This is a genomic window from Enterobacter cloacae complex sp. HYC074_NIDB, assembly GCF_056673345.1.
On the sequence record NZ_CP114214.1, the window covers coordinates 2,997,058 to 3,023,931 of the forward strand.

Genomic DNA, 26,874 nt, shown 5'->3' on the forward strand with positions numbered 1-26,874 from the left:
AAAGACAGAAAACAGAGTACCACAGTTCAGGATCGCACACTGCGACGGAAATGGGTCAATATCTGGCTGTCGGTTCCGAGGTAATCGCCCTGTAATTCGGCACTCAGCTTCGCCATAAACTGGATCAGAAAATCGGCATTGTGACGCGCAAGTTTGCGCCCCCGCGCGGTTTGCATAGTGTCCGGCAGGCGCAGGAGTTTGGTCTGAAAGTGGTCGAGCGCGAAGGCTTTATCATCCAGCGCTCGTGTTCCGGCGAACGGGTCGTCGGCATCAAACAGCGCGGCGCCCAGCGCACCGGAGACGGCAAAGACGCGCGCCAGGCCGATAGCGCCTAACGCCTCCAGCCGGTCGGCATCCTGCACAATTTTGGCCTCCAGGCTTTGCGGCGCGATACCGGCACTGAAGCTGTGCGCTTCAATAGCATGCTCAACGGCTGCATAACGATCCGGCGGAAAATCAGGAAAGTCGCGACTGAGGATCTCGCGCGTTTTTCGCGCTGCCAGCCGCGAGGAGTGGCTACGTTCCGGGTGATTTTTCGGCAGGCTGACAATGTCATGGAAGTAGCATGCGGTCAACACAACCAGCGGATCGCTATCCTCGTCAGCCATAATACCCTGCGCCGTCATCCAGACGCGGCGAAAATGGGCGATATCGTGCGCCGCATCATCAGTAAAATGATTTTCGTCGAGCCAGCGCTCATAACGGTGCTGCCACTGCGCAAGTTCCATCATCCCATCCTGTTGCTCAAAAGAGAGTGAATTATAATACATCCGAATCAAAATCTTTAATAAATAGAATTACGAAATACTTAATAATAATTACCCGCTATATTTTCAATTAATTAATTCACATGAAAAATAAAGAGATAAAAAGAAATATTTTGTAATATTTTTACCAGTTTAATTACATTTATTTTTGAACCTAAATAATAATCCATAGAATAGTATCAGTCATGTAGTTACGGAGGGTAATTACATATATTCAGACAATTTATATTTAAAGGGAATATATAATGAAAAGAAAAGTTCTGGCAATTCTCGTACCCGCGTTATTAATGGCTGGCGCAGCAAATGCAGCGGAAATGTATAACAAAAACGGCAACAAAGTTGACCTGTACGGTAAGGTTGATGCGCGTCATACCTTCTCCGACAACCCAGGCGACGACGGCGATGAAACCTATGTACAGGTGGGTTTCAAAGGCGAAACGCAGATCACGAACGACCTGACAGGTTACGGCCAGTGGGAATATAAAACCTACGCTAACGATACCGAAGGCGCAGGCGACACCTCTTTTAACCGTCTGGCCTTTGCTGGCCTGAAATACGGCGAATATGGCTCATTCGATTATGGCCGTAATTACGGCGTCGTGTATGACGTTGAAGCCTGGACAGATATGCTGCCGGTATTTGGTGGCGACTCCTATACCTGGACCGACAACTATATGGTTGGCCGTACTAACGGTGTGGCGACCTACCGTAATAATGACTTCTTCGGTCTGGTCGACGGCCTGAACTTTGCGCTGCAATACCAGGGTGCTAACGAAGGTGCTAACGCAAACGAAAATCAGGAAGGCACCAAAAACGGTCATGATGATGTTCGTTTCCAGAACGGCGACGGCTTCGGTATGTCTACCACCTATGACTTCGATTTCGGCCTGACGCTGGGTGCGGCTTATTCTTCCTCTGACCGTACTAACGACCAGGTCGCTTACGGCGCTGGCACCTATAACCGCTTCAGCAAATATGCTGGCGGTGAACGTGCGGAAGCGTGGACAATCGGCGCTAAATACGATGCTAATGATGTCTACCTGGCCATGATGTATGCGGAAACCCGTAACATGACTCCGTACGGCAACGATGGCATCGCCAACAAAACCCAGAACTTTGAAGCCGTAGCACAGTACCAGTTTGACTTCGGTCTGCGTCCATCCCTGGCGTGGGTCTATTCTAAAGGCATCGATTTGGGTGGTAACGATTATCATCCAGGCAATGGTTATGACTATGTAGACCAGGATCTGGTTAACTATATCGACGTGGGCATGACCTACAGCTTCAACAAGAACTTCTCCACCTACGTTGATTATAAAATCAACCTGCTGGACGAAGATGATGCCTTCTACAATGACAACGGTATTGCTACCGATGACATCGTTGGCATCGGTATGATCTACCAGTTCTGATCCCCATAAATAGCAAAGCCCGCAACGCGGGCTTTTTTATTTGACGCTGAAATGTTATGGCGCTTCCTGCAAGGCCAGGCGAACAAACCCGTTATTCTGCGCCAGCAATTCATGCGCTTTCCAGGCATTCAGACCCGTCAGCACCATCAGTACCGCCGTTTTGCACTGGTGGTTACAGCTTTCCAGCGCGGCCTTCGCCTGCGCCCGGCTACATCCCCCCGCTTCCATCACAATGGCAATTTGTCGTTCGGCCCATCTGGTGTTGCTTGCCTCCAGATCAACGCGCAGGTTGCTGTACACCCGTCCTGTCCGTATCGCCAGACCGGTGGTGACCATATGCAGGATCATGCTTTGCGCAATGCCTGCTTTAGCGTTGGTATACCCGGCCACCACATCCGCGCCCAGATCGGGAGCAATGACCATACTCGCCAGCTGCGCCGCTTCACTTTGCGCATCCTCCGTAATGAGCGCAACCGTTGAGCCCAGAGACCACGCATGACGCATCGCGCCCCATATCCATGGGGTTTTGCCGCTGACGGACAGCGCCAGCATCATGTCATGCTCGCCAAATTCTATCGTCTGAAGGTCGGCAACGCCGCTCGCGTAGCTTCCGGCGTTATCACCTGCTGTTAACGCAATGACGGGGTGTTTGCCCGGCGCAAACGCTTCTGCCGCCTGCTCAGCCATGCGTCCGGACGCGCCCGCGCCGGTCAGCACCAGACGTCCGCCGTGGCTAAGCGTCGCCGCCGCGTTATCCACCACGCGGGCCAGCATACTTAAGTGTGGGGTAAGTGCAGAAGAGATTTGCGCGTCATCCTGGTGTATGACGTTAAGCATATCCAGCGTCGATAATCTGTCGATGTTCATCGTGCTGGCGTGCCGTCTTTCCCTGGCCGTACCGGTAAGCATAATGCTCATAAACTGCCTCCTTATTATGAGTACCCACACACTATAAAGTGTTTTATATAGGTCACCTGAGAGGAGGCTCACGAAACGCCTCTCTTTACATGGCTTTATGAAACGCCCGTCATCAGCGATAATTAGCCCTTTCTTTTTCATCGCGGAGTGTTAATGAGCGATTTGCAGCCCTTCCCCCCGACGCGCAAGCGCCCTATGAAGCTGAATACGCTGGTTACGCTGATGGTGTGCGCGATTATCGGCTCGGTGCTGCTGGTGGTCTTCGCGCTCTACTCTGTGCAGATCACCCGCGCCACGCGCGATGACGTGAAAGATACCGCGCTGGGTATCGCCCGGACGCTGGCCGACAGCCCGGAGATCAAGCGTGGCCTGATGGAATCGCCGCAGGCTGGCATCATCCAGCCGATAGCCGAGGCGGTGACGAAGCGCAACGACTTGCTGTTTACCGTGGTCACCGACCTGCGTGGGATCCGCTATTCCCATCCAAACGAAGCGCTGTTAGGTTTGCATTTTATTGGCGACGATCTGACGCCCGCCCTGGAAGGGAAAGAGAACGTCTCCGTTAACCGCGGTGCGCTCGCGGAAGCGCTGCGCGTCTTTACCCCCGTGTATGACGACCAGCACGACCAGATCGGCGTGGTGGTGGTGGGTATTTCGCTGAATAAAGTTGAAGATCAGATTGCCCGCGGGCGGCTCAACGCCGTGTGGACCATCTTATTCAGCGTTCTGATGAGCTCGGTGGCGATATGGGGTCTGGTCCGGGTGCTGAAGCGTATCCTCTTTGGGCTGGAGCCTTACGAGATCTCAGCCCTCTTTGAGCAGCGCCAGGCCATGTTGCAGTCCCTGCGCGAAGGCGTGATGGCCGTGGATATGCACGGGCGCGTGACGATGATTAACCACACCGCCAGAGAGATTTTGCTCCTGAGCTCGGGTGAGCACTCCGAGAGCAGCGGCGAACCACTGCTGGCCAGCCTGCGGGAAGTGGCGAAAACCGGCATTGCTCGCCAGGATCAGGAGATCGGCTGTAACGGACGGCTACTGCTGTGCAACATGGTCCCCGTGAAAAGCCAGAATCAGGTGATCGGGGCAATCAGCACCTTCCGCGATAAGACCGAAATCAGCCAGTTAATGCAGCGTATCGATGGCATGGTCAACTATGTTGATGCCCTGCGCTCCCATACGCATGAGTTTATGAACAAGCTGCACGTGATCCTCGGCCTGCTGCACATGAAGCGCTACGATAAGCTGGAGGAGTACATCATCCAGACCGCGCAGAATTATCAGACGGATATCGGCGCGATACAGCGCAAAGTTAAATCGCCGGTCATTGCGGGTTTCCTGCTGGGTAAAATTAACCGCGCCAAAGAGGCTGGAGTGACCCTGACGCTGGCGGAGGAGAGTCAGCTTCCTGACACCGCCAATGAAGAGCAGGTTGCGGTGCTGATCACCGTGCTGGGCAATTTAATCGAAAATGCCCTGGATGCGATGGAAGGCCAGCCGGAAGGCGAGATCGGCCTGCTGCTGCATTATCAGAACGGCTGGCTGAGCGGTGAGGTCAGCGATGACGGTCCCGGTATTGATCCCGAGCGGCTGGAGGCTATTTTTACAAAGGGCTACTCAACAAAAGGTGAAAACCGCGGCGTTGGGCTGTTCCTTGCGCGTCAGCAGATCCAGAATCTGGGCGGAGATATTACCGTCGAGTCTGAACCTGGCGTATTTACCCAATTTTTTGTTCAGATCCCCTGGGATAGCGAGAGGAATATCGCGTGATAAATGTGTTAATTGTCGATGATGACGCCATGGTAGCCGACCTCAACCGTCTGTATGTTAACCGCGTTGAGGGTTTTAGCTGCTGCGGCGTCGCTTCCACGCTCAACCAGGCCGAGGCGTTGATCGCCAACCCAGGCCAGCCGATCGATCTGGTGCTGCTGGATGTCTATATGCAGCAGGATAACGGGCTGGATCTGCTGCCCATCATTCGCGCGTCGGGCCGCCCGATTGACGTCATCATGATCTCGTCGGCCTCCGACGCCGCAACAATCCAGACGTCCATGCACTATGGCGTGGTGGATTACCTGATTAAACCATTCCAGTTCCCGCGTTTTGAAGAGGCGCTGAACGGCTGGAAGGCAAAGCGCAGCCTGATGGGATCGCATCAGTATTATGAACAGGCCGACGTCGACAGGCTGATCCACGGCGGCGCGCCGGAGCTGGCTGACAGCAAAAAATTACCGAAAGGCCTAACGCCGCAGACGCTGCGCACCATTTGCCAGTGGATCGACAGCCATCCGGAGATAGAATTTTCCACCGACGATCTGGCGAATGCGGTGAACATTTCCCGCGTCTCCTGCCGCAAATACCTGATCTGGCTGGCGCAAATTAATATCCTGTTCACCAGCATTCATTACGGCGCTACCGGCCGACCGGTATATCGCTACCGTTTGCAGCCGGAACAGGTCGGACTGCTCAAACAGTACTGCCAGTAATTCGGTAGCTGTCGTCCAGAAGGGTAAAACGGAAGTGGTGCATCGAGGAGATCACCACTTCTTTTGTTTTGGTGACAAAGATGGCTTCAATATCGGGGCGCGAACGCAGCGCGGCGCAGCCCTTTTCCACACCCATGCCGTAGATCAGCGTGGTCCAGATATCGCCGTCGAGAGAGTCTGGCGAAATAATCGTCACGCTGTCCAGTTCGTTATCCAGCGGGTAGCCGGTGCGCGGGTCAAGTATGTGGTGATAACGTTTGCCGTTCTGCTCGAAATAGCGCTCATAGGTGCCTGACGTTACCACCGACCGGTTCTCTACCGTCATAGCGCCAATCAGCGCGTCACCGGCGAACGGTTTTTTCAGGCCGACGCGCCAGCCGCCCTCCGGCGAACCTAACGTCTGGACGTTGCCGCCAAGGTTGATCAGCCCAAGTTCAACGCCCTCTTTATGCAGGTGATCCCGCACCCTGTCGGCGATATAGCCTTTAGCAATAGCACCCAGATCGATCTCCATTCCCTGGCGCGTAAGAAACACGTTGCTATTGGCTTCATCCAGCACCACGTCCGCAGGATCCGTGATGCCCATCAAGGCGGCGATCTCGTCCGCGGGCGGTACCGCGTCCCCCTTAAAGCCAATTTTCCAGCATTTCACCAGCGGGCCGATCGCCAGGTTAAAGGCGCTGTCTTTAAGCAGGCTTGCCGCTTTCGCGCAGCGGATCAGCTCAAACACCGGACGACTGACGGCAACCGGATGCTGGCCGGCCGCATGGTTGATGTCCATTACCTGGGAGTGCGCACGGTTAACGGTGAGCAGATCTTCGTACTGTTTGATCAGGCGAAACACGCGGGAGGCAAGCGCTTCGTCATGGGAAAAGAGTTTCAGGAGGATGGGCGAGCCCATCAGAACGGCGGAGTAGCTGTAAACGCGATGGCTATCAGGCATTGCATGAGTCCTCAGGTGTAGCCCCGGCAGGCACCGCGCCGCCGGGGAAACAGGAGCCTTACCGTGTTTTCGAACGCATAGCCGCCTGATGTCCTGCAAGCGTACCAAAAATAATGATATCTGCCACCGCATTACCGCCGATGCGGTTACCGCCGTGGATGCCCCCGACAACCTCACCCGCAGCAAACGCTCCCGGCAATACGTTGTGGTTGCTGTCCAGCACGCAGGTATCGGTATTGATGGTCACGCCGCCCATGGTGTGGTGAACCCCTGGTGCAATCTGAATGGCGTAGAACGGCCCTTCGTTGATTGGCGCACGCAGCGCGGTGGTACGTCCAAAGTCGTCATCGTGCTGTTTCTCCACAAAGACGTTGTAGCGTTCCAGCGTTGCCAGGAACTGGTGGTGATCCATCCCCAGCGCTTCCGCCAGGGCTTTTGGCGAGCTGGCGCTGGTAACAAACCCTTTCGCGATGTACTCATCCGCGGCTTTATTTTTGACGCGAACATGCTCGTCAAAGACGATGTAAGCGTATTTCTCCGGCAGCGCGATGATTGACGCCGAGACTTTATCGCGGGTCGACATTTCGTTATAGAAGCGGTTGCCCTGCTGGTTTACCAGAATCGCCCCGCCGCCGCGGATGGATTCGGAAATCAGATACGACGTTTTCTGCTCAACGGTTGGGTGGATCTGAATTTCGCCCATATCCACTGTGCCTGCACCGATACGCTCCAGCAGCGCGATACCGCCCCCGGTCGCCCCTTTGTGGTTAGTGGTAACGAACCCTGCAAGATCCGGACGGTATTTCACCACCATCTGGCTGTTGGCGCTGAAGCCGCCCGTTGCCACAATCACGCTTTTGGTTGCCACGGTGAGGGTTTCGTTCTCTTCGGTGGTCAGACGCACGCCGGTCACTTCGCCGTTTTCGAAGATGATGTCGTTCACGGAGGTATCCAGCATCACCTCGATGTTGCGCTTGTTGACGTTACGCACCAGGCCGCTGATCAGATACCCGCCCACTGCGGAACCGTCTTTCGGACGGTGCGTACGGTCGATGCTCATCCCGCCGGTGGTGGTGATGTCGTTCAGCATAATGCCGCGCGTTGCCAGCCATTCGATGGCCTGCGGCGCGTTCTCGACAAAGCGACGCAGCAGTTCAGGGTTGTTCTTGTTGCCACCGCCTTTCAGGCTTTCCTGGTAGAACAGCTCTTTGCTGTCCTGAATACCTTTCACGCGCTGGAAGCGGGTCTCCGCCGCGTTCATCCCGGCCGAGGCTTTAATGGTGTTCCCGCCGATGGTTGGCATTTTCTCGACGATCAGCACGCTCGCGCCTTCGTCATGCGCCTGAATCGCCGCCGCAAGACCGGCGCCGCCGCTGCCGACCACTACAACATCCACGCTTTTAGTCTCATTCGGGTCAGCGCCCTCTTCCGCTGCCAGCGCTTTGCTGGATTTCAGCATCGCCTTCGAGACCGCTTTTTTCACCGCCTCGCTTTGGCTGGTCGCGCCGGTGATAGCATCCACGTGCGGAGTGTTGGCATCAAGAATACGGGAGCGGATCTCTTCGAAGCTGGTGACAAACTCGACGTCTTCACTCGGGCCGGAGGCCAGTTCGATATCGGCAATACGATCGGTTTCGAGGCTGACGTTAATCACCAGTTCGTTAGCATCGTCCTGCACTTTTTCAATAAAGGTGCCCGGTTTGAATTTAGATTCGCCCATGCTCATGTCGCGGATCATCGCTTCCACCAGCGAGAAGCGCCACAGCGGTTCCGGGATGCTCAGTTCTTCGCGTCGGGTACTGTCCATAAACAGCTCCAGGCTTTCGCCCGCCGCGATGCGATCGGTCCAGTCCGGATAGGCGATGGTGGCACGACCAACGGCAATCAGGTCGTAACCGTAATCCAGCGCTTCATTCACATCCGTGGCATTCACCACGCCGCCAACGCCCATCACCGGTACCTGAGCCAGCGTGTCTGAGCGCATGGCGCAGTATTTTTCGATAAGTGGCGTCGGGTCCTGAGTATCGACGATAGAAGGACGCAGGGCGTCGCCGAGGGAAAAGTGGAGATAATCCACCCCGCGCGCGGCCAGTTTTTCCAGCAGATACAGGGTATCTTCGAAGCGAATGCCCGGGACTTCCAGCTCTTCCGGAGAGAAACGGTAGCCAATGATAAACGCGTCGTCCGCGTACTGGCGCACCATCTTGTGGGTAATGTCCAGCACCGCCAGCGGGAATTTCGCGCGGTTTTCGCGGCTGCCGCCCCACTCGTCGTCGCGCTGGTTGGAGTTCGGGGAGAAGAACTGCTGGATCAGATAGGTATTCGCCCCGTGGATTTCGACGCCGTCGAACCCGGCCTGAATTGCGCGGCGCACGGCTTCGCCAAACTTGCCGATCATGCCTTCCACCTCTTCCGCGGTCAGGGCAACCGGCGTGGCGGCACCGTCACGCGGCGCGGCAACGGCGCTTGGGCCAACCGGCGTGCGACCGCCGATCAGTTTTGGGTCGACCATACGGCCGCCGTGGTAGATTTGCAGCAGGGCTTTGGAGCCTTTTGACTTGATGGCGTCAGCGATTTTTGCCAGCCCGGCGATTTTCTCGTCGTTATCAATGCCAATTGCGCCCGGGAACGCCAGGCCGAGATCGTCAACAAAACAGCACTCAACGATGATGGTGCCGATGCTGCCCGCGCGGGCGCGGTAGTACTCCACCAGCTCGCTGGTCACGGTGCCATCGTAATAACCGGTACAGGTTGTCATCGGGGCCATTAACAAACGGTTTTTCAGTTCAGTACCATTCGGTAATGTGAAGGGGCTTAAAATACGTTCGTTAGTGCTCATAATAGAAACTCCAAACTTTAAAAATTAAGAATTCGTTATCGGGATGATTTTTTTATTTCGTGTTTTTTGCCGATGTCATGATAGTAATATAAAGCTTTTTTTAGTTTATAAAGCCATTACGTTAGTTAATAAACTATTTAATCCCTTCGATAACATTAATAACACATTGGTGTTAGCGCGAATGTTTCACTCGTTCACAATAATTTAAAAAAAGTTAAATCACAAAAGGTCAAACCAATACACCACAACTACTAAAAAACCAAATAAAACAACAACAAGAAAAATCACCAAAATTTAAATGTTATAGTTTTGATACATAAAATGCGTAAAATCAGCGAATAACCACACTACTCAGAGTGGTTATTATAAAAAATATAAAAATAGCCATTCAGTTCCGTTTTTTTGATCGTGATCAATAGTTATGGCATTCAAAAGAGCAATATAAAAACATCATCATTTTTTATTTGGCGCAAACAAAAATGCGTTAAATCGCTATTACTGAAAACACAAAAACGCACCTTAAATAACTAAAAAAAGCAAAACGAATAAAGCAATCGAATTTGTGTTTTCGCTGTACGACGAATTTTTGACAACTTAAGACGTGAAACTATGAATACAAAAACTGCTGTAACGCCTCCTGCGGCGAATCTGGCATCAAATGGAACAGCAAAACGACTGCTGATGATGGCTTTGCCCGTCATTGTTGCCGTCCTGCTGTTGTTTGTTCCCGTTCCGGACGGGCTGCCGCCTTATGCGTGGCACTACTTCGCCATCTTTGTTGGCGTCATCGTCGGGTTGATTTTCGAACCTCTGCCGGGCGCCGTGATCGGTCTTACCGGCGTCGTGGCGATTGCGCTGTGCAGCCAGTGGGTGCTCTTTAGCCCGGAACAGCTGGCTGAGCCAAAATTCAAGCTGGCGGGCGCCTCCTTTAAATGGGCGGTCAGCGGGTTTGGTAACTCCACCGTCTGGCTGATCTTCGGTGCCTTTATGTTTGCTGCGGGCTACGACAAAACCCGCTTCGGCCGCCGCCTGGCGCTGATACTGGTGAAATATCTGGGCCGTCGCAGCCTGACGCTCGGTTACGCCATTACGTTTGCGGACCTGCTGCTGGCCCCGTTTACCCCGTCCAATACCGCGCGCAGCGGTGGGACCATCTACCCGATCATCGCCAACCTGCCGCCGCTGTACGGTTCAAAACCCAACGACCCAAGCGCGCGTAAAATCGGTTCGTATCTGATGTGGGTGGCAATTACCGCGGCCTGTATCACCAGCTCGATGTTCCTTTCCGCTCTGGCGCCTAACCTGCTGGCGCTGGCGCTGGTAAAAAGCACGGTCGGAATTGATATCTCATGGGGGACCTGGTTCCTCGCCTTCCTGCCGCTGGGTATTCTGCTGATCCTGACCATGCCGCTGCTGGCTTACTGGTTCTACCCGCCGGAAGTGAAGGTAAACAACGAAGTACCGTTGTGGGCGACCCGTGAACTGGAAAAACTGGGCAAACTGTCGCGCAATGAGATCCTGCTGCTGGTGTTCGTGTGCTGTGCGCTGCTGATGTGGATCTTCGCCGCGGCGTGGATTGAACCGGCCATGGCTGCCCTGCTGATCGTTGGCCTGATGCTGTGGACCGGCGTGCTGGAGTGGAACGATATCACCGGTAACAAAGCCGCGTGGAATACCTTCGTGTGGTTCGCCACCCTGGTGGCGCTGGCGGATGGCCTCTCCTCCACCGGCTTTATCAGCTGGCTGGGTAAAGAAGGCGGCCTGCTGATGAGCGGTATTTCTCCGGGTGTCGCCACCATCGTGCTGCTGCTGGCGTTCTACCTGCTGCACTATCTGTTCGCCAGCACCACCGCGCACACCACGGCGCTGCTGCCTGCGATGCTGACTATCGCCTCCACCATTCCGGGCATGAATATGGAAGTGTTCGTCCTGCTGATGGTGACCTCACTGGGCGTGATGGGGATCATTACCCCCTACGGTACGGGTCCAAGCCCGATTTACTACGGTAGCGGTTACCTGCCAACCAAAGACTACTGGCGCCTCGGCACCATCTTCGGTGCCATCTTCCTGGCGGCCCTGCTGCTGATTGGTTACCCGTGGATGTCCATGATGTTCTGATTCCTGACCGCCGGACATATCCTCCGGCGGTTTTATTTTTGTGGAGCAAGCTATGTCAAACAAACCCTTTATCTACCAGAACCCCTTCCCTCTCGCGCATGACGACACCGAATACTATCTGCTGACCAAAGAGCATGTCTCCGTTGCCGAGTTCGACGGTCAGGAAGTGCTGAAAGTGGAGCCGGAAGCCCTGACCCTGCTGGCGCAGCAGGCTTTCCACGACGCCGCGTTTATGCTGCGTCCGTCTCATCAGAAGCAGGTTGCCGCCATTCTTAACGATCCGGAAGCCAGCCAGAACGATAAGTACGTTGCCCTGCAATTCCTGCGCAACTCCGAAATTGCGGCGAAAGGCGTGCTGCCCACCTGTCAGGATACCGGTACGGCAATCATTATGGGTAAGAAAGGCCAGCGCGTCTGGACCGGCGGCGGCGACGAAGCGGCGCTGAGTCAGGGCGTGTATAACACCTATATTGAAGACAACCTGCGCTACTCGCAGAATGCGGCGCTGGATATGTATAAAGAGGTGAATACCGGCACCAACCTGCCCGCGCAGATCGACCTCTACAGCGTTGATGGTGACGAGTATAAATTCCTGTGCATGGCGAAAGGCGGCGGTTCCGCCAACAAAACTTATCTGTATCAGGAAACCAAAGCGCTGATCACCCCGGCGAAGCTGAAAAATTATCTGGTTGAGAAGATGCGGACCCTGGGCACCGCGGCCTGCCCGCCTTACCATATCGCCTTCGTTATCGGCGGCACCTCTGCGGAAGCCACGCTGAAAACCGTCAAGCTCGCCTCTGCGCGCTACTACGATGGCCTGCCAACCGAAGGCAACGCGCACGGCCAGGCGTTCCGCGACGTCCAGCTCGAGCAGGAACTGCTTCAGGAAGCGCAAAACCTCGGCCTGGGCGCGCAGTTTGGCGGGAAATACTTCGCGCACGATATTCGCGTGATCCGTCTGCCGCGCCACGGCGCCTCCTGCCCGATCGGCATGGGCGTCTCCTGCTCCGCTGACCGCAACATCAAGGCGAAGATTAACCGCGAGGGGATCTGGATTGAGAAGCTGGAGCACAATCCGGGCCAGTATATTCCTGAATCCCTGCGCCAGCAGGGGGAAGGCGACGTGGTAAGCATTGATCTGAATAAGCCGATGCCCGACATTCTGGCGCAGCTTTCCGCGCACCCTGTCTCCACCCGCCTGTCGCTGAGCGGCACCATCATCGTGGCGCGTGACATCGCCCATGCGAAGCTGAAAGAGCTGCTCGACAACGGGGAAGAACTGCCGCAGTACGTTAAAGATCACCCGATTTACTATGCAGGCCCGGCGAAAACGCCAGAAGGTTACGCGTCTGGCTCCTTAGGCCCGACCACCGCCGGGCGTATGGACTCCTATGTAGACTTACTGCAATCCAACGGTGCGAGCATGATCATGCTGGCCAAAGGTAACCGCAGCCAGCAGGTCACCGACGCCTGCCATAAGCACGGCGGCTTCTACCTCGGCAGCATTGGCGGCCCGGCGGCGGTACTGGCGCAAAACAGCATCAAGAGTCTGGAGTGCGTGGCGTATCCTGAACTGGGAATGGAAGCCATCTGGAAAATTGAAGTGGAGAACTTCCCGGCGTTTATCCTGGTGGATGACAAAGGCAACGACTTCTTCCAGCAGATCCAGAATAAACAGTGCAAAGGGTGCTCACAGCGCTGAGCGTTTCCATAACGCCGGAAGCTGCGAGAGCGTATCGTTGATCAACCCGCGCTTGTCGCTGCCCGGCTTCCAGATGGTGACCATCGTCTGGCTTATCCCCTGGCTGCCCACTTCGGTGGGCAGCCTTTTTACGTTTTTCCACTGCGTTGCGTGAAGATGGGTCGGCAAAAACCCCCAGCCGCAGCCCTGCTCCAGCAGGCCGCGCAGCATCTCCAGTTCGTTAGTGAAAAGCGTGTGCCCTGAAATTTGCAGGCGACGGGCAACCGGCTCGTCTGACGCGGGATGCATAATCACCTGTGGCACCAGAGAGAGATCGAGCAGCGACACCGGCGACGCAACCTCCGCAAAAAGCGCCGTTGCGGCGTAAAAATCCATTTCGATCGCCCCCAGCGCCCGCCACTCCATCTCATTGCCCACGCTGCGGTTGCGCGCCTGGCAGATCCCCAGATCGGCCTGACCGTTTGCCAGCATCGCTTCCGCCTCATCGCGCGATGCGCTGGTCAGGCTCAGGCGGATCTTTTTCGTCGCCAGCGTAGCGATCAGCGCCTGCAAAAAGGCTCTGGGGGTGAACGGATCGTAAACGAGGGCAATGTCCTGCGTCGCGCTGTCCGGCACCGTACGGGCAAACGCCTCAAACGCTTTGACCTGCCGCATCAGCAGGTGCGCCTGCCGCTGAAGCTGCTCCCCCTCCGGCGTCAGGCGCAGGCTACGCCCCTCCCGCAGGAACAGCGCGTAGCCCAGCCCATCCTCAAGGAAATCGATCAGATCCCGCAGGGTTGTACGATCTTTGCCGAGTTTACTGGCCGCCTTCATCAGGCTGCCGTGCTCAGCGACGGCGGTGAACGCCTCAAGCTGGGCAAAGGAATAGATCAGTGATGCCACGTCATTCTCCACGCGATTTTTCCGGGGGATTTTCCCCCATAACGCGTTTTTTATTATAGGCCTCAGGTTCTTAAACTGAAGTCCTTCCTGAGCCAAACGAGATAAATATGAAAATCAAAACAAACCGCACACTGCTCACGGCGCTGGTTATCAGCAGCCTGCTCTCGCCCGCCGTCATGGCGGCCTGCAACGGTACCGACCTCACGACCTGTCCGGCGCCTTTCGATGCCAGACTCCCGGACGCACATACCATGCTCACCTGGAGCCAGGCCGATCGCGTGGTGGGCTTTCGCAATGACTACCGCAACTACGCGGGGGATGTGTTCCGCCACGGCAACGCTACGCCACTGCTGCCCGCAGAAAAACCGCTCACCGATGCCCGCTATCAGGTGAAGGGTAAGATTTACAATCTTCAGGATTACCTGAAACGCCAGAACGTCAGCGGCATGCTGGTGCTGAAAAATGGCAAAGTGGCCTATAAATATCTGGGAGAAGGCAATACCGACTCTACGCTCTGGACGTCGCGTTCCGTGGGCAAATCCGTGGTCTCCGCGCTGGTGGGTGTTGCGATTAAAGAAGGGAAAATCCACTCCCTGGACGACCTTGTCACCCAATACGAACCGGATTTAAAAGGCACCGCCTGGGAGGGCGTAACGCTGAAACAGCTCATCACCCACACCTCGGGCGTGGCGTGGACTGAAGATTACACCAACGCGCAATCTGACTTCGCCCGGCTTACCGAATGCGAAGCGAAACCGGGCACCTACGACTGTGTGCGCACCCTGGTGAAGGGGTTACACCGTGAACACCCGGCGAGCGAAAACTGGTCCTATTCCTCGGGTGGTGCCTGGCTGTTAGGCGATGTGCTTGAGCGCGCCACCGGCATGACGCTCGCGGCGTATCTGGAGAAAAGCATCTGGCAGCCGTACGGTATGGCGAGCGACGGCGTGTGGCATGCCTACAGCAAAGGCCAGCACGACGTGGGTGCGCATGGGTTCAACGCCACGCTGGAAGACTGGGGGCGTTTCGGGGAGTTTATCCTGCATAACGGTACCCTGCCGGACGGAAAGCAGATCCTCCCCGAGGGCTGGGTGAAACAGTCCTCAGCCTGGACACAGGCCAAAGGATCGGTGTCCGAGGCGCATCCGAAGGGGTTGTACGGCTACCAGTGGTGGAACAATGAAGTGCCAGCCACCGCCACAAATGTGGAGCCGAAAGTCGAAAATTCGCTGAAGGATTCCCTGTGGGCGCTGGGTATTTTTGGGCAGATGATCATGGTTAATCAGAAAGAAAATCTGGTTATCGTCCAGTGGTCCACCTGGCCGCAGGCAGAGCCGTCATTCAGCGCCCAGCCGCTGGAAGCGTCGCTGATGTTTAGCGCGATTGCGAACGCGCTGCGCTGATAATCCCAAGCCAGGCCCCGCCTGGCTTCTCATCTGCGCGGTGTCACAAAACTGATATATCAGCGACTTAGCGAAACGTGGTAAATAAAAGATCATCGAAATGTTAAGTTATTGTTGAATATGTAAATACTGGTCAACGCATTGTCATTAATGCACCACACGCATCGGTTTATGCGCTATTTGCGCTTATTAATTTCCACTTCCTGATCCAGTTTTCAGAAACAGACGAGCATAACGTCGCTATAAAACTGGAGATAATCATGGTTTCCTCAACCTCACCTGCAACGGTTCGTGCGAAAGCGGGCGCGATTTTTCGCGTCACGTCGGGCAACTTTCTTGAGCAATTCGACTTCTTTCTGTTCGGCTTTTATGCCACCTACATCGCCCATACTTTTTTCCCGGCAAGCAGTGAATTTGCGTCACTGATGATGACCTTCGCCGTCTTTGGCGCGGGCTTCCTGATGCGTCCGATCGGGGCCATTGTGCTGGGGGCTTACATTGATAAAGTGGGTCGCCGTAAAGGGCTGATCGTCACCCTGTCAATTATGGCCGCCGGAACCTTCCTGATCGTGCTGATCCCTTCTTACCAGAGCATTGGCCTGTGGGCGCCGCTGCTGGTGCTGACCGGCCGCCTGTTGCAGGGTTTTTCGGCAGGCGCCGAGCTGGGCGGGGTTTCGGTTTATCTGGCGGAGATCGCCACGCCGGGCCGCAAGGGTTTCTACACCAGCTGGCAGTCGGGTAGCCAGCAGGTCGCCATTATGATCGCGGCGGCGATGGGCTTCGCGCTGAATGTGGTGCTGGAAGAGATTGCCATTCGCGAATGGGGGTGGCGTATTCCGTTCCTGTTTGGCTGTCTGATTGTGCCGTTCATCTTTTTCCTGCGCCGCAAGCTCGAAGAGACCGAGGAATTCAGCGCCCGTCGCCACCATCTGGCGATGCGTCAGGTCTTCACAACGCTGCTCGCCAACTGGCCGGTCGTCGTCGCGGGCATGCTGATGGTGGCGATGACCACCACCGCGTTTTACCTGATCACCGTTTACGCGCCGACCTTCGGTAAAAAAGTCCTGATGCTCAGCGCGTCGGACAGTCTTCTGGTCACGCTGCTGGTGGCGGTGTCCAACTTCATCTGGCTGCCGGTGGGCGGCGCGCTGTCGGATCGCTTCGGGCGTAAACCGGTGCTGATCGCCATGACGCTGCTGGCGCTGGCAACCAGCTATCCGGCGCTGACGATGCTGGCGGCAGCTCCGAGCTTCTCAATGATGCTGACCGTGCTGCTGTGGCTCTCTTTCCTCTACGGTCTGTATAACGGCGCGATGATCCCGGCCCTGACTGAGATCATGCCAGCAGAGGTGCGCGTGGCGGGCTTCTCGCTGGCTTACAGCCTGGCAACGGCGGTCTTTGGCGGTTTCACGCCGGTGATTTCGACCGCCTTAATTGAGTACACCGGCGACAAAGCCTCCCCGGGCTACTGGATGAGCTTTGCCGCCGTTTGCGCCCTGCTGGCAACGCTCTATCTCTATCGTCGTCGCACGTTAATCCTGCAAACTGCCGTTAAGGAGTGATCCCTCATGCTTACATTCAGAACGGTGATTGCCGCCCTGACCTTCGCCACCCTCAGCGCGGGCGCGCTTGCGCAGGATGTGACGGTGATGATTTCTGGCGGCTTCAAAGCGGCGCTGGAGAAGCTGACGCCGCAGTACGAAGCGCAAAGCGGCGACAGGCTCATTGTGATCTCCGGCCCGTCGATGGGCAAAACGCCGCAGGCCATTCCGGCCCGGCTCGCCCGGGGCGAAAAAGCGGACGTGGTGATTATGGTGGGCGATGCGCTGGCGAAACTGGAACAGGATCGCAGGACGGCGGCGGGCTCCCGCGTGGAGCTGGCGGATTCGCCCGTCGGGATGGTCGTCAAAGCGGGCGCGCCGGTGCCGGATATCAGTACGGTGCCTGCCCTGCGGCAAACGCTGCTGAAGGCGCATTCCATGGCTTATTCCGACAGCGCCAGCGGCCGGTATGTTGAGAGCCAGCTGTTCCGTAAGCTGGGCATAGACGGCCAGGTCCACGATAAAGCGCACCGGGTTGAGCGTATCCCGGTGGCGTCTGAAGTGGCAAAAGGGAAATACGACCTCGGCTTTCAGCAGGTGAGCGAGCTTCTGCCGGTCCCGGGGGTGACGTTTGTCGGTAAGTTGCCTGACGACATTCAGTACATTACCCGTTTCGCCGGAGCCGTAACGCAGAAGGCCGACCATCCTGAACAGGGAAAAGCGCTGCTGACTTTTCTCGCCTCGCCACAGGCCGCCAGCGTCATTACGGCAACGGGCTTAACGCCCGTCAGTGCACCTCGCGATACTGCTCGGTAATCAGCGTTTCGAGTTCGGCAGCAATATAGGACTGGATCCGACCGCGGCGGCGGATCAGCCCCACGGTTCGCCTGACTTCAGGCTCGGTTAAAGGTACCGACGTCAGCAGCGAATGCTCTGCGCGGGGCATTGACATGGCGGGAACGGCCGCAATGCCGATCCCGGCTTCAACCATCCCCAGCATGGTCGTCACGTGCCGCGTTTCGCAGATGCTGGGGCGCTCAGGCCGAATATGCCCGACCCGCTGGTCGAGAAGATTGCGGTTGCCGGAGGTCTTATCCAGACCGATATAATCCTGCTGATAAAAAGCCTGCCACGTCAGGCTTTTTCTTTTTGCAAGCGGGCTGTCGCGTCGGCAGGCGGCCACGTAGACATCCTCCACCAGCGGGACAAACTCGATGTCGGGCTGCAAACTCCGGGCAAAGCAGATACCAAAATCCGCCTGTCCGCGGGTGACGGCCTCGATAACATTTCCGGCGCTGCTGTCGATCAGTTTTATGCGCACGCGGGGGTAACGGGACTGAAAGCGGCGGATCACATCCGGCATAAAGTAACAGGCGGCTGACGGCACCGTCGCCACGGTGATCAGCCCCGTGCGCTCTTCGCTGGCCTTATCGATATCCGAAAGCATGGACTCCACGTCAGCAAGCAGTTGCCCGCACCGGTCGGCAAAGGTCTGTCCATACAGGGTCAGCGTGACGCGCCGGGTGGTTCTGTCGAACAGTTTTGTCCCCAGTGCCGCCTCCAGCTTTTCAATTCTGCGACTCAACGCCGACTGGGAAAGGCAGATAGATTCTGCCGCAAGACGGAAATTGCCGTATTCCAGTAAAGCGCGGAAGGCATAGAGATCGTTGAGGTCAAAATTGACGGGCATACTGACGGGATCCTTAAGCACGGTAGGGTAAGAAGAGATTTATCATAGCCGCGCACGACATACTTCACAAAATGAAGGGGATACCCCTAAAGCGCTATCAACCTGACGGCACATAGTGATAGTTTATGCGGGCTGGATTCCTCTTAAACAGGCCGCCACTCTGCATGCAGCCGATGAGGAGTGTCATACTGCTTAACAGAGTATGTTGGCATGCTAACAGCCCCTGACCTTTCCATTTTGTTCACGTGCGAGTAACGAGCAAAGCGATGATTAAGTGGCCCTGGAAAACGAACGACGCTGGTCGAAATATGGCGCTCCCCTGGGATGAGGCTCTGGCGATCCCCGTGCTGGCGAATCTCTTGCCTGAAGAGCAATCAAAGCTGATTCAGCTGGCCGAGCGTTTTTTACAGCAAAAACGGCTGGTACCGCTACAGGGCTTCGAACTGGATCCGCTTAAAAATTCGCGCATCGCCCTGCTCTTCTGCTTGCCGGTGCTGGAGCTGGGTATCGAATGGCTGGATGGCTTCCACGAAGTGCTGATCTACCCGGCGCCGTTCATCGTCGATGATGAGTGGGAGGATGACATCGGGCTGGTGCACAACCAGCGTATGGTGCAGTCCGGGCAGAGCTGGCAGCAAGGGCCAATCATCCTCAACTGGCTGGATATTCAAGACTCGTTCGATGCCTCGGGCTTCAACCTGATTATTCACGAAGTGGCGCATAAGCTGGATACCCGTAACGGCGATCGCGCCAGCGGCGTGCCGCTGATCCCGCTGCGTGAAGTCGCGGGATGGGAGCACGACCTGCACGCGGCGATGGAAAACATTCAGGATGAGATCGACCTGGTGGGTGAAAGCGCGGCCAGCATTGATGCCTACGCCGCGACCGATCCCGCCGAGTGTTTTGCGGTGCTGTCCGAGTATTTCTTTAGCGCACCTGAGCTTTTTGCCCCGCGCTTCCCGGCGCTGTGGCAGCGTTTTTGCCAATTTTATCAGCAGGATCCACTCCAGCGTCTGCGGCAAAGTGAGGACGCAGCCAGCACATCCTCTCATCCGTTCCACTAATGTTTAAGGGGTACGATCGGTCGATCGTACCCACACGCTCACCGCGAGAAACAGCAGGGCCATTCCCCATGCGGCAGTAATCAAAAACTGCTCACCGTAAAAGCGCGTCACCACGGGTACCAGCAGCGCGCTGGCGCCGTAGCCCAGCGTATGGCTGGTGGCGATCACCCCTGCGCCTTTGCCCGTCGTCAGCCGATCGTTGAGCAAAAGCTGGTATCCCGGCGTTGCCATGGCGGCCCCCAGCGAAGTGATGACAATGCCCACGTAGAACAGGGCTAAACTGGCGAGAGACATCAGCCCAAGACCCGCCACCATCAGCACTGCGGCAATTAAGAGCAAAACTCTCGGGGTAAAATGCTGCGGGCGTACCACCAGAAACTGCGCCGCCAGGGTCGCCAGGGCGGCCAGACTTAGCAGCAGCGCGACATGATGGCTGATTTGCACGGCATCGCCATTGAATAACGGATGAAGATGCGGCGATAAGCCAAGCTGCATCAGGCTGACCAGCGCTGCCAGCAGCAGCGCCAGCACCAGGAAAGGCAGCATGGAGGCCTGTAACCGCGTCGACTGGTGCGCCACCGGCGGCAGCGGGGGATCGGCGGCTTCGCGCAGCACCAGCAGCAGCGCGATCAACGGCGCCAGCGCCATCAGCCAGAGCGGTGCGACCGGGCTGACGCCGAGCATCAGCGCGGCAAGAGGCGGTCCCAGCAGACGCCCGCAGCTCAGGCCAGAGCTTATCGTCGCCAGCGCCGCCATCCTTTTATCCAACCCCGCGCGTTGAATGGCCCACGTCTGGGCCGCAGGCACCAGCCCTGATACCGTCAGGCCGTACAGCATGCGCGACAGAACCAGGCCCGCCATTCCCCAGAGGGCATTCAGCGCGCCGTTCGCCATCGCCCAGACTACCAGCGCCATCACGACGAAGCTCGCCAGGTAGCCGCCCAGCGAGGCCAGCATAACGATCTTACAGCCGTGCCGCTCGCTCTGGCGTCCCCACCAGGGCGATGCGGGTAAAAAGAGCATCGAGCCGAACATCAACAGCCCGGCCCAGACGGAGAGCGACAATCCGGTCAGGGAGACCAGCTGCGGCAGCATGACCAGCAAACCGTTTTGTCCAATACCTAATAAACCGGCGCCCAGTGCCAGGGGCCAGTTAGCTTTGGGGGCCACAACGTCAGTGAGATTCTCGGTACGGGTGCGCATAAAATTGTGAAGATAATGTCAATAAATGTGTGGAAATTATGAAGTTTATGAAAACAAATATTGCAAAAATAGTTGCCACTGTAAACAGAATGAATATCATAACGAGAATTATTATCAGTCATGGAATGAGGTACAACTATGCGTACTCTGCCCCGCTCCGCCGGTACAGATGTTGCGGCCCAGTGTTTTTTGAACGCGCTGCTGCGCGAAACGAAGGACTGGCACTATCTTCCCGCAACCCGTGCGGATGAGTTATCACTGATTCATATCCCGCTCTCCCCAACCCAGGCCATTCGGGTTCCGGTACGCTATTTCTCCCCCACACAGCATCACCAGTATCTTTTCCCGGCAACGCTGATTCAGGCCGACAGCGACGGCGGTGACACGGTCACATTCCATCAACTGATTGATTTAATTATTGAAAAAGAGACGGTTAAAGGCGCTCTGGATGCCGATACGCTGGCTCGCTTTAAGCAGCGCGTCCTGGAAAGCCATACACACACCTGGCAGGCCATTGATTTACGCCACAACTGGGCAAACCTGCGCGATAAGCCGCTGACCTTTGCCGAAGCGGAACAGGCGCTGCTGGTCGGCCATGCTTTTCATCCTGCCCCAAAGTCGCACGAGCCGTTTAACGAGGCCGAGGCGCGTCGCTATCTGCCGGATTTCGCCTCCCGCTTCCCGCTGCGCTGGTTTGCGGTTGAGCATGAGCTGATTACCGGCGACAGCCTGAATGTCTCCCTGCGGGAACGTCTGCTGCGCTTTGCAGCGCAGAGCGCGCCGGCTCTTCTCGGTCACTTCACCGACACCTGCTGGCTGCTGCCGATGCACCCGTGGCAGGCCGACTATCTGCTGGAGCAGGACTGGTGCCAGCGTCTGGTAGAAAAAGGCGCCCTGCGCGATCTGGGCGAAGCCGGTGCGCCATGGCTACCCACCAGCTCTTCCCGCTCGCTGTACAGTGAAACCAACAGCGACATGATTAAATTCTCCCTGAGCGTGCGCCTGACCAACTCCGTGCGCACGCTGTCGGTGAAAGAGGTTAAGCGCGGCATGCGCCTGGCGCGGCTGGCGAAAACGGCACGCTGGCAGGAACTTCAGGCGCGCTACCCGACCATGCGTGTGATGCAGGAAGACGGCTGGGCGGGGCTGCGCGATGAGCACGGCGTCATTCAGGAAGAGAGCCTGATGGCCCTGCGCGTCAATCTGCTGTTCGATACCCCTGAAACGCAAACCAACGTGCTGGTGAGCCTGACCCAGGCCGCGCCGGACGGCGGCGACAGCCTGCTCGCCGCGGCGGTGCGTCGTCTGAGCCAGCGTCTGGACTTACCCCTCGCCCAGGCCGCGCGCTGCTGGCTGGATGCCTACTGCGACCGCGTATTGCTTCCGCTGTTCAGCGCCGAGGCGGACTACGGTCTGGTCCTGCTGGCGCACCAGCAAAATATCCTCGTTGAGATGCAGCAGGATTTCCCCGTTGGGCTGATCTACCGTGACTGCCAGGGCAGCGCCTGGACCGAAGGGGCCGACGCGTGGCTGAATGAGGCAGGTGAAACCGAAGTTGAAAACCGCTTCGGTGAGAGCCAGCTGCTGCGCTACTTCCCTTATTACCTGCTGCTGAACTCTACCCTTGCCGTCACCGCCGCGCTCGCCGCTGCCGGTTTCGACAGCGAAGAGAACCTGATGTCCCGCGTGCGTGACGCGCTGGCCGAACTGCGCACGACGGCGAAGCAGACCCGCTGCCTTGATTATGTGCTCGACAGCCCGACCTGGAACTGCAAAGGCAACTTCTTCTGCTACCTGCACGATCGCAACGAAAACACCATCGTCGATCCGGCGGTGATCTATTTCGACTTTAGCAACCCGTTTTATAAGGAGAAGGCGTGATGGCAAACGCGAATATCGTCCATTCCGGCTACGGCTTTCGCTGCACGGTCACGGAACAAAACCTGCCGCTGACGCTGGGTCTCGACGGCTGCGCGGTGCTGGAGCGGCTGACCGGGCTCCCGGACGGCTGGCTGGTGGACGCCCTCGACCAGCTGTTTGTTGCCGCGCCCGCCCTGACCGGCATTACCCTGCCGTGGGCAGCCTGGCAGGATGAACCTCAGGCGCAGGCGCTGTTTAGCCTCGTTCACGGAGATTATCTGGCGCGTGAAATTTTCTGGCAGCTGCCGCTGTGGCTGAAAGGCGAGCGTCCGCAGGCGAGCGGCGGAATGCAGTTTGATGAAAGCCGTCAGCTGTACTTCCCGCTGCGCCCTCACCGCCCGCAGGGCGAGGTGTATCGCCGTTACGATCCGCAGATTAAGCGCACCCTGAGCTTCCGCGTGGCGGACGTGGCGCTGGACGGCGAGCGTTTTACCCGCTGGATGAACACCCCACGCGTGAACGCTTTCTGGGAGATGGCCGGCCCGCAGGCCGAGCAGGAGAACTACCTGCGTCGCCAGCTCGACTCGACCTATTGCTATCCGGTGATCGGCTGCTTTGACGATCAGCCATTCGGCTATTTTGAACTCTACTGGGCGGCGGAAGACCGCATTGGCCGCCACTATCGCTGGCAGCCCTTTGACCGCGGGCTGCATATGCTGGTGGGCGAAGAGAACTGGCGCGGAGCGCAGTATATCCGCAGCTGGCTGCGCGGCCTGAGCCACTATCTGTATCTCGATGAACCGCGCACGGCGCGCATTGTGGCGGAACCGCGCTTCGACAACCAGCGTCTGTTCCGCCATCTGGCGTCCGCCGGTTTCGACACGGTGAAAGAGTTCGACTTCCCGCACAAACGCTCCCGTCTCATCATGAGCGAGCGTCATCGCTTCTTCCACGAGGTGGAACTGTGAACGCGCTCTGGCAGAAAGTGAACCGCGAGATGGTGGCGAAGATCCTCGCCGAACTGGAATATGAACGCACCCTGCGCGCCGAGCCGGATTCGGCGGACTACTGGCGCATCAGTATGGGCAACGCGTGCTGGCAGTTTCGCGCCACGCGTGGGATCTGGGGCTGGCTGCATATTGACCCTGATACCCTGACCACCACCAGCGGCGCGGCGGTCGAAGCGGAAAACGCGCTGCTGCAACTGGCCACCGTACTGGAGATGAGCGACGCGCAAACGGCGGAGCACATGGAAGATCTCTACGCCACGCTGCGGGGCGACATGCAGCTGTTGCAGGCGCGTGAAACGCTGGATGCCGATGCGCTGATCCACCTTGACCCGGACGAGCTACAGTGCCTGATGCGCGGTCACCCGAAGTTTATTTTCAATAAGGGACGCCGCGGCTGGGGGCTGGATGCCCTGCGCCTGTACGCGCCGGAATATCGCGGGCGTTTTCGCCTGCACTGGGTCGCCGTGCAGCGCGATCGTCTGGTCTGGAGCAGCGACGCCGATTGCGATATTAACGCCCTGCTCTCCAGCGCCATGGACGATGCCGAGCGCGAGCGGTTCGACGCCCGCTGGCAGGAGCTGGATCTGGATGATAGCTGGCTGCCGGTGCCGCTGCACCCGTGGCAATGGCAGCAAAAAATTGCCATTCATTTCCTGGCGCAGCTCGCACGCGGTGAAATGGTGGAGCTGGGTGAGTTCGGCGATGAGTATCTGGCGCAGCAGTCCCTGCGCACGCTGACCAACGCCAGCCGTCGCGCGCCGTATGACATCAAGCTGCCGCTGACCATCTACAACACCTCCTGCTATCGCGGTATTCCGGGCAAGTATATTGCCGCCGGTCCGCTGGCCTCGCGCTGGCTACAGCAGCAGTTTGCCAGCGATGCCACGCTGATTCGCTCCGGGGCGCAGGTGCTTGGCGAACCCGCTGCCGGATATCTGTCGCATCCGGGTTATGCCGCATTGCCTGAGGCGCCGTACCGCTATCAGGAGATGCTGGGGGTGATCTGGCGCGAGAACCCATCCTGCTATTTACAGGATGGTGAACAGGCGGTGCTGATGGCGGCGCTGATGGAAACCGATAATCAGGGGCGCCCGCTGATTGACGCATGGATCAAACGCTCGGGGTTAACCGCTGACGCATGGCTGGAAAAGCTGTTTGAGGCGACGGTGATCCCCTTCTATCACCTGCTCTGTCGCTACGGGGTGGCGCTCATCGCCCACGGCCAGAACGTCACGCTGGTGATGAAAGATTACGTTCCGCAGCGCATTTTGCTGAAGGATTTCCAGGGCGATATGCGCCTGGTGGATGAAGATTTCCCGCAGGCGCAGAGCCTGCCGGAGCAGGTAAAAGCGGTGACGGCGCGCCTCAGCGCGGATTACATCATCCACGACCTGCAAACCGGCAACTTTGTCACGGTGCTGCGCTTTATATCCCGCCTCACCCTGCAATGCGGCGTGAATGAAACCCGCTTCTATCAGATCCTGGCGCTGGTGTTACATCGTTATATGGCCGCCCATCCGGATCTTGCGGCGCGCTTCGCGAAGTTCGACCTGTTTAAGCCGCAGATTATTCGCGTGATCCTCAACCCGGTCAAACTGACCTTCTCTGAACACGACGGCGGCAGCCGCATGCTGCCGAACTACGTCTGCGATCTTGATAACCCTCTTTTTCTGGTCTCCCGGGAGTCAGCGCAATGAAAACCTATGATTTCATCGGCATTGGTATCGGTCCGTTCAACCTCAGTATTGCCGCGCTGGCGGAGGGGCTGGACGGTTTTAGCTCGCTGTTTCTTGAACGCAAGCCGCACTTCTCCTGGCACCCGGGGATGATGGTGCCGGACTGCCATATGCAGACCAGCTTCCTGAAGGATCTGGTCAGCGCCGTAGAGCCAACCAACCGCCACAGCTTCCTGAACTACCTGGTACAGCGCAAAAAGTTCTACCGTTTCCTCACCACCGAGCAGCGAACCGTGTCGCGCGAGGAGTTTGCCGACTACCTGTGCTGGGCGGCGGATAACCTCACCAACCTGGCCTTCAGCCAGCAGGTACAGCAGGTCAGCTTTGATGAGCAAAACGGCCTGTTTGAGATCGTGACCCAGCGGGATCGCTTCCTGGCGCGGCACGTCTGCGTGGGGATTGGGAAGCAGATCAATCTGCCAGACTGCGTCACCGCGCAGGACGATACCTGCTTCCACGCCAGCGAAATGATGCTGCGCACGCCGGATTTAGCGGGCAAGCGCGTCACCGTCGTCGGCGGCGGCCAGAGCGGTGCGGATCTGTTTTTGAATATCTTCCGTGGGGAATGGGGCCAGCCGCTGAGCCTCAACTGGGTGTCGCGCCGCAACAACTACAACGCGCTGGATGAAGCCGCGTTTGCTAACGAGTATTTCACGCCAGAGTATGTGGACAGCTTCTCGACCCTCGGTGACGACGCCCGACGTCAGATGTTGCAGGAGCAGAAAATGACCTCCGACGGGATCACCACCGAGTCCCTGCTGGCGATTTACCGCGCCATGTACCACCGTTTCGAAGTGCTGCGTGAAAAACCCTGGGCGCACCTGATGCCGTCCCGCTCGGTGACGGCGCTGACGCGCCAGGAAACCGGACCTCGCCTCAGCATCCAGCATCACCTGGACGGCGGGCGCGAACAGCTTGAAAGCGACGTGGTGATTTTCGCCACCGGCTACCGCGCCGTGCAGCCCGCGTTTCTCGCCCCGCTCTCTTCCCGACTGCGTCTGGATGAGGATGAAGCCTTCTGCATCAACAACGATTTTACCCTTGAATGGGACGGCCCGCAGAGCAACCGCCTGTTTGCCGTGAATGCCGGGATGCACCGTCTCGGTATTGCCGAACCCCAGCTCAGCCTGATGGCCTGGCGCGCGGCGCGAATTTTGAATCGCGCTCACGATGACGAGCCGTTTGAGCTGGCAACCACCCCCGGCGTGATCCACTGGCGGAGCACCACCAGCCCGGAGAGCAGCCAGGTTTTTAAATCATTAATAAAGACCACCGAGTACTGACACACACATTCAGGATC

Annotated in this window: 20 protein-coding genes; 13 read left to right on the top strand and 7 right to left on the bottom strand. The window is 57.3% G+C overall.

The features are described from left to right. Positions 1-26 precede the first annotated feature (26 nt). Positions 27-728 carry a phosphohydrolase gene (locus O1724_RS14630; protein ID WP_023324909.1) on the bottom strand — a complete coding sequence of 234 codons (702 nt, stop codon included), beginning with the start codon at positions 726-728 and terminating at the stop codon, positions 27-29. 284 nt (positions 729-1,012) lie between these two features. Here O1724_RS14630 and ompC point away from each other — a divergent pair, with 284 nt between their 5' ends. Then, entirely contained in the window at positions 1,013-2,179 is a 1,167-nt protein-coding gene (ompC, locus tag O1724_RS14635) for a porin OmpC (RefSeq protein ID WP_032659241.1), read from the top strand. Positions 2,180-2,233: 54 nt separating this feature from the next. Here the strand turns inward: ompC and O1724_RS14640 are convergent, their stop codons facing one another. Continuing rightward, complete coding sequence (locus O1724_RS14640) at positions 2,234-3,097, bottom strand: N-acetylmuramic acid 6-phosphate etherase (RefSeq protein ID WP_045896106.1); 864 nt, start codon at positions 3,095-3,097, stop codon at positions 2,234-2,236. Between the two features lie 153 nt (positions 3,098-3,250). Between O1724_RS14640 and O1724_RS14645 the strand changes: the two genes are divergently transcribed. Together O1724_RS14645 and dcuR are read left to right on the top strand one after the other, a co-directional pair. Next, positions 3,251-4,867 (top strand): sensor histidine kinase, encoded by a 1,617-nt coding sequence (locus tag O1724_RS14645; RefSeq protein WP_032659246.1) that lies wholly within the window; start codon positions 3,251-3,253, stop codon positions 4,865-4,867. Continuing rightward, positions 4,864-5,583: a two-component system response regulator DcuR gene (gene dcuR / locus O1724_RS14650; protein ID WP_003859556.1), complete on the top strand. Its 720-nt coding sequence runs from the start codon at positions 4,864-4,866 to the stop codon at positions 5,581-5,583. The genes O1724_RS14645 and dcuR overlap by 4 nt, the downstream gene beginning before the upstream one ends. On the opposite strand, the gene O1724_RS14655 is transcribed toward dcuR, so the two are convergent. Together O1724_RS14655 and O1724_RS14660 are read right to left on the bottom strand one after the other, a co-directional pair. Beyond that, positions 5,564-6,526, bottom strand: coding sequence for an FAD:protein FMN transferase (locus tag O1724_RS14655; protein WP_104469377.1), 963 nt, complete (start codon positions 6,524-6,526; stop codon positions 5,564-5,566). The genes dcuR and O1724_RS14655 overlap by 20 nt on opposite strands. A gap of 58 nt (positions 6,527-6,584) precedes the next feature. After that, positions 6,585-9,365, bottom strand: a complete 2,781-nt coding sequence (locus tag O1724_RS14660; RefSeq protein WP_126297399.1) for a flavocytochrome c — start codon at positions 9,363-9,365, stop codon at positions 6,585-6,587. 609 nt (positions 9,366-9,974) lie between these two features. On the opposite strand from O1724_RS14660, the gene O1724_RS14665 reads away from it, so the two are divergent. Together O1724_RS14665 and fumA are read left to right on the top strand one after the other, a co-directional pair. Then, positions 9,975-11,483 carry an anion permease gene (locus tag O1724_RS14665; protein WP_126297400.1) on the top strand — a complete coding sequence of 503 codons (1,509 nt, stop codon included), beginning with the start codon at positions 9,975-9,977 and terminating at the stop codon, positions 11,481-11,483. Between the two features lie 52 nt (positions 11,484-11,535). After that, positions 11,536-13,185, top strand: a complete 1,650-nt coding sequence (gene fumA / locus O1724_RS14670) for a class I fumarate hydratase FumA (RefSeq protein WP_023324915.1) — start codon at positions 11,536-11,538, stop codon at positions 13,183-13,185. Here the strand turns inward: fumA and O1724_RS14675 are convergent. Beyond that, a complete protein-coding gene (locus O1724_RS14675) occupies positions 13,174-14,079 on the bottom strand; it encodes a LysR family transcriptional regulator (protein WP_126297401.1) in 906 nt (301 codons plus the stop codon). The two genes, fumA and O1724_RS14675, sit on opposite strands and share 12 nt — an antisense overlap. 95 nt (positions 14,080-14,174) lie before the next feature. Between O1724_RS14675 and O1724_RS14680 the strand changes: the two genes are divergently transcribed. From O1724_RS14680 to O1724_RS14690, 3 genes are all read left to right on the top strand, one after another. Further along, complete coding sequence (locus O1724_RS14680; RefSeq protein WP_126297402.1) at positions 14,175-15,470, top strand: serine hydrolase domain-containing protein; 1,296 nt, start codon at positions 14,175-14,177, stop codon at positions 15,468-15,470. Positions 15,471-15,730: 260 nt separating this feature from the next. Next, positions 15,731-17,032, top strand: coding sequence for an MFS transporter (tcuC, locus tag O1724_RS14685; RefSeq protein WP_045346625.1), 1,302 nt, complete (start codon positions 15,731-15,733; stop codon positions 17,030-17,032). A gap of 6 nt (positions 17,033-17,038) precedes the next feature. Then, entirely contained in the window at positions 17,039-17,827 is a 789-nt protein-coding gene (locus tag O1724_RS14690; protein ID WP_032609610.1) for a substrate-binding domain-containing protein, read from the top strand. On the opposite strand, the gene psrA is transcribed toward O1724_RS14690, so the two are convergent. Continuing rightward, positions 17,799-18,701 carry an L-proline-binding transcription factor PsrA gene (gene psrA / locus O1724_RS14695; protein WP_003859540.1) on the bottom strand — a complete coding sequence of 301 codons (903 nt, stop codon included), beginning with the start codon at positions 18,699-18,701 and terminating at the stop codon, positions 17,799-17,801. The genes O1724_RS14690 and psrA overlap by 29 nt on opposite strands. A gap of 266 nt (positions 18,702-18,967) precedes the next feature. Here psrA and mtfA point away from each other — a divergent pair, with 266 nt between their 5' ends. Beyond that, positions 18,968-19,765 (top strand): DgsA anti-repressor MtfA, encoded by a 798-nt coding sequence (mtfA, locus tag O1724_RS14700; RefSeq protein ID WP_003859539.1) that lies wholly within the window; start codon positions 18,968-18,970, stop codon positions 19,763-19,765. A gap of 3 nt (positions 19,766-19,768) precedes the next feature. On the opposite strand, the gene O1724_RS14705 is transcribed toward mtfA, so the two are convergent. Then, entirely contained in the window at positions 19,769-20,968 is a 1,200-nt protein-coding gene (locus O1724_RS14705) for an MFS transporter (protein WP_023324919.1), read from the bottom strand. Between the two features lie 138 nt (positions 20,969-21,106). On the opposite strand from O1724_RS14705, the gene O1724_RS14710 reads away from it, so the two are divergent. The 4 genes from O1724_RS14710 to O1724_RS14725 are packed head-to-tail and all read left to right on the top strand — an operon-like array spanning position 21,107 to position 26,857. Continuing rightward, positions 21,107-22,849: an IucA/IucC family protein gene (locus O1724_RS14710; protein ID WP_003859537.1), complete on the top strand. Its 1,743-nt coding sequence runs from the start codon at positions 21,107-21,109 to the stop codon at positions 22,847-22,849. Then, the gene (locus O1724_RS14715) at positions 22,849-23,796 is read left to right on the top strand and encodes a GNAT family N-acetyltransferase (RefSeq protein WP_003859536.1); all 948 of its coding nucleotides are present in this window, start codon (positions 22,849-22,851) and stop codon (positions 23,794-23,796) included. Before O1724_RS14710 ends, O1724_RS14715 begins: the two co-directional genes overlap by 1 nt. Further along, positions 23,793-25,535, top strand: coding sequence for an IucA/IucC family protein (gene iucC / locus O1724_RS14720; protein ID WP_032609616.1), 1,743 nt, complete (start codon positions 23,793-23,795; stop codon positions 25,533-25,535). The genes O1724_RS14715 and iucC overlap by 4 nt, the downstream gene beginning before the upstream one ends. Next, positions 25,532-26,857 (top strand): lysine N(6)-hydroxylase/L-ornithine N(5)-oxygenase family protein, encoded by a 1,326-nt coding sequence (locus tag O1724_RS14725; protein WP_045346630.1) that lies wholly within the window; start codon positions 25,532-25,534, stop codon positions 26,855-26,857. Before iucC ends, O1724_RS14725 begins: the two co-directional genes overlap by 4 nt. The last annotated feature ends 17 nt before the right edge of the window (positions 26,858-26,874 follow it).